The organism is Alkalimonas collagenimarina, assembly GCF_030717845.1.
Lineage (GTDB): Bacteria > Pseudomonadota > Gammaproteobacteria > Enterobacterales > Alteromonadaceae > Alkalimonas > Alkalimonas collagenimarina.
This window is the reverse complement of the sequence record NZ_JAUZVZ010000028.1, coordinates 43,693-49,723: the sequence shown is the minus strand read 5'-3', so window position 1 is coordinate 49,723 and position 6,031 is coordinate 43,693. Positions and strand designations below refer to the sequence as shown.

The following is a 6,031-nucleotide window of genomic DNA, read 5'->3' as shown; positions in this document are numbered from 1 at the left end:
GTGTTAGTAGTTAAAAAAGCAACATAAAAAACCAGCGGATGCTGGTTTTTTATGACTTAAATCATTACAACTGGATCAAGAGTTCAACCCGACGATTGGCTGCCTGACCTGATGGTTGACGATTATCGGCAATTGGTTCATCAGGCCCTTTGCCTATTGTGCTGATCTTATTTGATAGCATGCCCTGGCTTATCAGATAATCAGAAACAACTTTTGCTCTGTCGCTTGATAACGCGAGGTTATAATCATAATTACCTCGATTATCGGTATGACCTACGACCTGCAATTGCTGAAACTCGATATCGTGTAATACCTTGATGATCTCTTGTAGTGCAACTTTTTGTTCAGCCGTAATAGCTCTGCCTGCAAAGTCAAAACTTGATAAACCCGGGAAGGTCACTTTGAACTGATCTGGTTGCAATTGCTGTAGTGCTATATGCTCATTACCATTAAAGTGTTCATGAAACAAATAACTCAGATTGTGAACATCCACAGAATGAACGTTCGGCTCTGCCGAAGTTAAACTCTGAGTAGGCGACGTCGTACAACCAGAAACAGCCAGAAGACAAACCGCTATACACGTTATACGTCCAAATGTACTCATAAATACTCCTGTAAAATAAAAGATGACAAAACTTTGCGGAATATAAACAAATTCATCTTTTACTTCAATACATAGTATTATAAATAATTATTTTTTGTTGCCTAAGCATGTGCTAATACCTGCTACTGCATGGTTTAGCTGTTATTCATGCATGGAGACATCAGTAAGCAGGGCGTCCGCTGGTAATACAATGTAAACATTTTCAAAGTGCAGATCATCGCTTTGATTGGTGGCTTCAAGCTGTACATGGAAGCCTCCCACTGTCCTTATCTCAAGACACTGATCGATAGCAAACACATTGTCGGTATGGGGCAAGTCCCAACTCGCCAGTTGTTTTGTTTTGGCTCTTTTCTTAGCCTCTGCCCGATCGCTGGCTACCACCACCAGATACCTGTGGTCCTCGCCAAACGTATGGTTGTTATAGCCACCTAAATTCAGGAAGAACAGTTTCTGTTGCTGCGGCGTTGGCTCCTTAACCAATTGCACACGGTAGCCATCAACCACTGAAATCCGCATCCAGGCATCCATGTGCAACCCTTCTGGCTCAGCAAACCACAACCGCTGTAACTCAGGGTATGTCTGTTCCAGCTGCTCGCCAGCTACAAAAACCACATCATGCAGTTCCACATTCGCTTGTGCATGCTCACCGCCTAACATCACCATAAATAAATGCATTCATCATTCCAGCTCATAATAGTCATGCTCTATCATACGTTTTTTTGAATACAAATGTATGATTCTGTAGCGTAAGTAACCATCAGGCTTTCAGCTGAGTATAAATATCATCCAGGCAGCTGGGGTCTTCGATGGTTGATGGGATTTGCGGATCTTTATCATCCGCCACATCGCGCAGTAGTTTACGCAGGATTTTACCTGAACGCGTTTTGGGCAATTTCTCTACCACTTTTGCCTGCTTAAAGCAGGCCACGGCACCGATGTCTTCACGCACCATGGCGACCAGCTCTTGCTCCAGCTGCTCTGCAGATAACTGAACGCCATTTTTCATCACCACCAGCCCGAGTGGCAGTTGACCTTTCAGCTCGTCAGAAACGCCAATCACGCAGCATTCGGCAACGGCTGGGTGGCGGGCGATAATTTCTTCCATCTCCCCGGTAGATAATCGATGGCCTGCCACGTTAATCACATCATCAGTACGGCCCATAATAAATACATAGCCGTCGTCATCAATATAGCCACCATCCCCGCTGCTGTAGTAGCCAGGGAAGGTACTCAGATAGCCCGCTTCAAACCGCGCCTCATTGCCCCAGATGGTTTGCAGGCAGCCGGGTGCTAATGGCAACTTAATCGCAATATTACCTTGCTGGTTGGCAGGGAGTGGCTGACCACTGTCATCCAACACTTGAATGCAATAACCAGGTACCGGCACTGAGGATGAGCCAGGTTTCACAGGCAAAGCCTCAACCCCCATCAGGTTAGCGCAGATTGGCCAGCCTGATTCTGTTTGCCACCAGTGATCAACCACCGGTTTGCCGGTTTTTTCTGTGGTCCACTCATAGGTGGATGGATCCAGCCGCTCGCCGGCCATAAATATACTTTGCAGCGCAGTCAGATCATACTGCTGCAGCAGGCTGGCTTCAGGATCATCTTTACGAATAGCGCGAAACGCTGTTGGAGCAGCAAAGAGTACTTTTACCTGATACTGCTGACAAATACGCCAGAACGCCCCGGCATCGGGTGTCATGATCGGTTTGCCTTCGTACAGCACGGTGGTGCAGCCAGCCAGTAAGGGCCCATACACAATGTAGGAATGCCCGACCACCCATCCCACGTCAGAGGCTGCAAAAAATACATCACCGGCTTTCACGCCGTAGATAGCTTCCATACTGTAATTCAGTGCAACGGCATAGCCCCCATGATCCCGCACCACGCCTTTCGGCTTGCCCGTCGTGCCTGAGGTATACAAAATATACAGCGGATCGTCACTGGCAACCGCTACACATTCAGCCGGGCACGCCTGCTGCAGAGCGTCGTGCCAGTCAATATCGCGCCCTTCGACCAATTCTACCGGCAACTGTGAGCGCTGTACTATCAATGTGAAATCAGGCTGATGCTCTGCCAGTGCCAGCGCTTTATCGAGTAATGGCTTGTAGGCAATCACTTTATTGACTTCAATGCCACAGGACGCGCTGATAACGACTTTAGGCGTGGCATCATCAATACGAATAGCGAGTTCATGGGCGGCAAAGCCACCGAAGACCACGGAATGAATAGCACCTAACCGAGCCACGGCCAGCATGGCAATCACAGCTTCCGGGATCATCGGCATGTAAATGACCACCCGGTCGCCCTTACCTACCCCAAGTGATTTTAAGGTGCCAGCGCATTGCCGGACTTCCTGCAACAGTTGTTGATAACTAAAGTGCTGCTGCGTATTGGTGACCGGGGAATCATAAATCAGTGCGGCTTGCTCAGCACGGCCTTGCGCCACGTGGTAATCCAGTGCCATATAGCAACAGTTCAGCTGTCCATCGGCAAACCAGCTGTAACGGTTTTCTCCGGTTTGCTGCAATGCTTGTTTTGGCGGTTGAAACCAGGGTAAGCGATGAGCTTGGTGCAGCCAAAACTGCTCTGGCTCTGTCATTGCGCTTTGATAATGCTCACGATAGGTTGTCATTGCCCTGCTCCTTACAGTTCACTTACCCTTAAGACCATACTCAGTGTAAGGACTTTTCCGCTACTGTACTCCAGATCCGGGCATTTGAAACTTAGACTTATGGCGAATAGCGACGCAGCTGCAATGTCACCATGACGGCCGCATGATCGCTGCTGTAGCTGTCAGTGGTGTAATCCGGTCGGATCAAATGCTCATCAATGCATTGATAGTGGCTAATATCGGCCAGGCAGCCCGGGTGATGGCTGTCAAACTCATCTGATACCAGAATATAATCCAGCACCGAACCGCTGGAGCCAAAGTAATGCGTGGGTGAGCGTGGCACTGGCTGGTCCTGTTTGGCGTTATACAATTCGAAACTATCCACTAACCGCACCGGGTTATGCTGCGGATGCGCTTCGGTCCACATCGGCTGCATCGCCCCACTGCTAACAAAGATGGAAAGCGCATGGCTCACGCTTATCCCTTCATTAAAATCACCTAGGATCAGGGCTGGATGCTTATGCTGCAGTCGTCGTTTGGCAACAGCATGCATCAGCATATGTGCTTCTGTGCCACGCTGCACGGTGGCAGCCCAGCGGCCGGTCCGTGTCTGTAATTCCAGTTGGTGTACAGACGTGGTTGCTGGCAGGTTGTCTGACAAAATGGGTCGTTGTGACTTCAAGTGCACCACGTAAAAATCTACCGGCCCAATGGTTGGTAAACGGATGGTGGCTCTGAGCGGATGCCGGCTAAACTGAAACGCAGTCCAGCCAAGGCTCTGCAACTGCTGTTCATCGGGCTGGATCGCCGCGACTGAACTGATTGGAAAGCGCGAAGCCACGGCCACAACAGGTTTCTGGTAAATGTAATCTGCGATTAATTCAGCTTGTTCCACCACATGAAAATGCGGATAGCCAAGCTGTCGTAGCTGTTGCTGCAAGGCGTCGCAACTAAACACTTCCTGAAAACCAATGACATCAGGCTGGTAGCGCTGTAAAAGCGTGGCCAACCATTGTTGTTTTTGCTGCCACTGCGCCTGGCTATAAATGGAGTCGTATTCGTAACAGGCTAATGGGGGCTGTATGTAATTGCATAAATTTAGCGTGGCAATACGAATGGATGTGGTTTCATCGGTTTTACTCATGGTTTCAACCTTTTCATGCGGCCAATGGTCCTGCTCCCCCTCGACAGCAGCGAACCATCTGCGTAGGATATTCCAATCTAGTTACTTTTAAGGACCTTTTGTATGCTAATAAAAACAATAGCCACTTCTTCCGTGCTTTTTATGTCGGCGGTGATTGCCAGCCCGGCGCCACAGGTTTCAGAGTCCACCCAGGACCAGTTTTTTGACAACATCGCCCGTTATTGTGGTCAGGCTTTTGAAGGCCGTGTCACCGAAGCCAACTTCACCGGGGTGGAAACCTTCACTGAAAATCGGCTGGTGATGCATGTGCGCAAATGCACCGATACCGAGTTGCAGATCCCATTTCACGTCGGTGATAACCACTCCCGTACCTGGATCCTGAAGAAGACCGGCTCAGGTCTCTCATTAAAACACGATCATCGTATGCCAGATGGTAGCTATGATGATGCGACGATGTATGGTGGCCATACAGCTGATTCAGGCTGGGCCAATGCACAGTCTTTTCCGGCTGATGCATTTTCCAAAGAAGACTTTATTCGTCGCCGCAACCCGCAATCAATTGGTAACACCTGGCATATGTATATTTTCCCGGATGACTACTTTGCCTATCGGTTAACCCGTGAAGGTCGTGAGTTACGGGTGGATTTTGACTTAACCAACCCCATAGATTTACCTCCGACACCATGGGGTTACGAAGGCACTGAATAAACGCCTTTAATACACTGATAACCCTAATTGTGCCGCCAGCCGGGTGATCATATGCATCCCCCGGCAGGAGTTACCAAAGGAGTTCAGTTTCGGACTCCACGCGGCAATAACGCCATAATTAGGTACTACAGCAGCGATACCCCCACCAACACCACTTTTAGCAGGCAAGCCAACGGTAAAAGCAAATTCCCCGGATTGATCGTACATGCCACTGGTCGATAAGATAGCGTTCACTCTATGAGCATCCCGCCGGCTGCAGATGGTTTCCTCTGTCAGAGGGTGTACGCCACGATTGGCCAGAAACACCAGACTGAGCGCCAATTGCTTGCAGCTCATTTCAACTGAACACTGGTAAAAGTAATGATCCAGTACATCTGGCACTTCCGCGACGATATTGCCAAAGCCTTTCATCAGATACGCCAACGCAGCATTGCGGTTACCATGCTCCTTTTCAGACTGAAACACTTCTTCATTAATCCAAATCTGCTCGGTCATGGCTAAACGGCGGATAAAGCTTAATGCAGCTGCTTTGCTGGCAGAGTAATGACTAACCAGCATATCCGATACGACGATCGCACCGGCATTGATAAATGGGTTACGTGGAATGCCATGCTCCCACTCCAACTGCACAATCGAATTAAACGACTGACCTGAAGGCTCCATATGCACCCGTTCCCACATGCTGTCGCCAAGACGGTTCATCGCCTGAACCAAACCAAATATCTTTGACACACTTTGAATCGAAAAGCATTGCTCAGCATCCCCAGCCCAATGAACCTGACCATCAATGGTAGCTACCGCAATGCCAGCGTAATCCGCATCAACAGCAGCCAGTGCAGGGATATAGTCAGCTACCTTACCTGCCTCGGGCAATTGCCGGGCTTCTTCCAGAATACTTTGTAGTAACAAAGATAAATTTGATGGTTGCTTCGGCGTACCTTCCATAATGCTCTCAATGGCT

6 protein-coding genes are annotated in these 6,031 nt (G+C 49.0%); 1 reads left to right on the top strand and 5 read right to left on the bottom strand.

The window, feature by feature from the left end:
* Nucleotides 1–64: 64 nt before the first annotated feature.
* The 4 genes from Q3O60_RS15750 to Q3O60_RS15735 form a co-directional block, all read right to left on the bottom strand.
* Nucleotides 65–604, bottom strand: coding sequence for an OmpA family protein (locus tag Q3O60_RS15750; RefSeq protein ID WP_305894890.1), 540 nt, complete (start codon nt 602–604; stop codon nt 65–67).
* 141 nt (nt 605–745) lie between these two features.
* The gene (locus Q3O60_RS15745) at nt 746–1,279 is read right to left on the bottom strand and encodes a DUF1543 domain-containing protein (protein ID WP_305894889.1); all 534 of its coding nucleotides are present in this window, start codon (nt 1,277–1,279) and stop codon (nt 746–748) included.
* 82 nt (nt 1,280–1,361) lie between these two features.
* Entirely contained in the window at nt 1,362–3,239 is a 1,878-nt protein-coding gene (locus tag Q3O60_RS15740) for a propionyl-CoA synthetase (RefSeq protein WP_305894888.1), read from the bottom strand.
* A 97-nt stretch (nt 3,240–3,336) separates the two neighbouring features.
* Nucleotides 3,337–4,362, bottom strand: coding sequence for an endonuclease/exonuclease/phosphatase family protein (locus tag Q3O60_RS15735; RefSeq protein WP_305894887.1), 1,026 nt, complete (start codon nt 4,360–4,362; stop codon nt 3,337–3,339).
* 102 nt (nt 4,363–4,464) lie between these two features.
* Here Q3O60_RS15735 and Q3O60_RS15730 point away from each other — a divergent pair, with 102 nt between their 5' ends.
* Nucleotides 4,465–5,070: a hypothetical protein gene (locus tag Q3O60_RS15730; RefSeq protein ID WP_305894886.1), complete on the top strand. Its 606-nt coding sequence runs from the start codon at nt 4,465–4,467 to the stop codon at nt 5,068–5,070.
* A 6-nt stretch (nt 5,071–5,076) separates the two neighbouring features.
* Here Q3O60_RS15730 and Q3O60_RS15725 read toward each other — a convergent pair whose 3' ends face one another.
* Nucleotides 5,077–6,015 (bottom strand): glutaminase, encoded by a 939-nt coding sequence (locus Q3O60_RS15725; RefSeq protein ID WP_305894885.1) that lies wholly within the window; start codon nt 6,013–6,015, stop codon nt 5,077–5,079.
* Nucleotides 6,016–6,031 lie beyond the last annotated feature (16 nt).

Excerpts from the sequence above, each read along its gene's own strand:
- Q3O60_RS15750 (WP_305894890.1), bottom strand. The coding sequence starts at position 604 with ATGAGTACATTTGGACGTATAACGTGTATAGCGGTTTGTCTTCTGGCT.
- Q3O60_RS15745 (WP_305894889.1), bottom strand. The coding sequence starts at position 1,279 with ATGCATTTATTTATGGTGATGTTAGGCGGTGAGCATGCACAAGCGAAT.
- Q3O60_RS15740 (WP_305894888.1), bottom strand. The coding sequence starts at position 3,239 with ATGACAACCTATCGTGAGCATTATCAAAGCGCAATGACAGAGCCAGAG.
- Q3O60_RS15735 (WP_305894887.1), bottom strand. The coding sequence starts at position 4,362 with ATGAGTAAAACCGATGAAACCACATCCATTCGTATTGCCACGCTAAAT.
- Q3O60_RS15730 (WP_305894886.1), top strand. The coding sequence starts at position 4,465 with ATGCTAATAAAAACAATAGCCACTTCTTCCGTGCTTTTTATGTCGGCG.
- Q3O60_RS15725 (WP_305894885.1), bottom strand. The coding sequence starts at position 6,015 with ATGGAAGGTACGCCGAAGCAACCATCAAATTTATCTTTGTTACTACAA.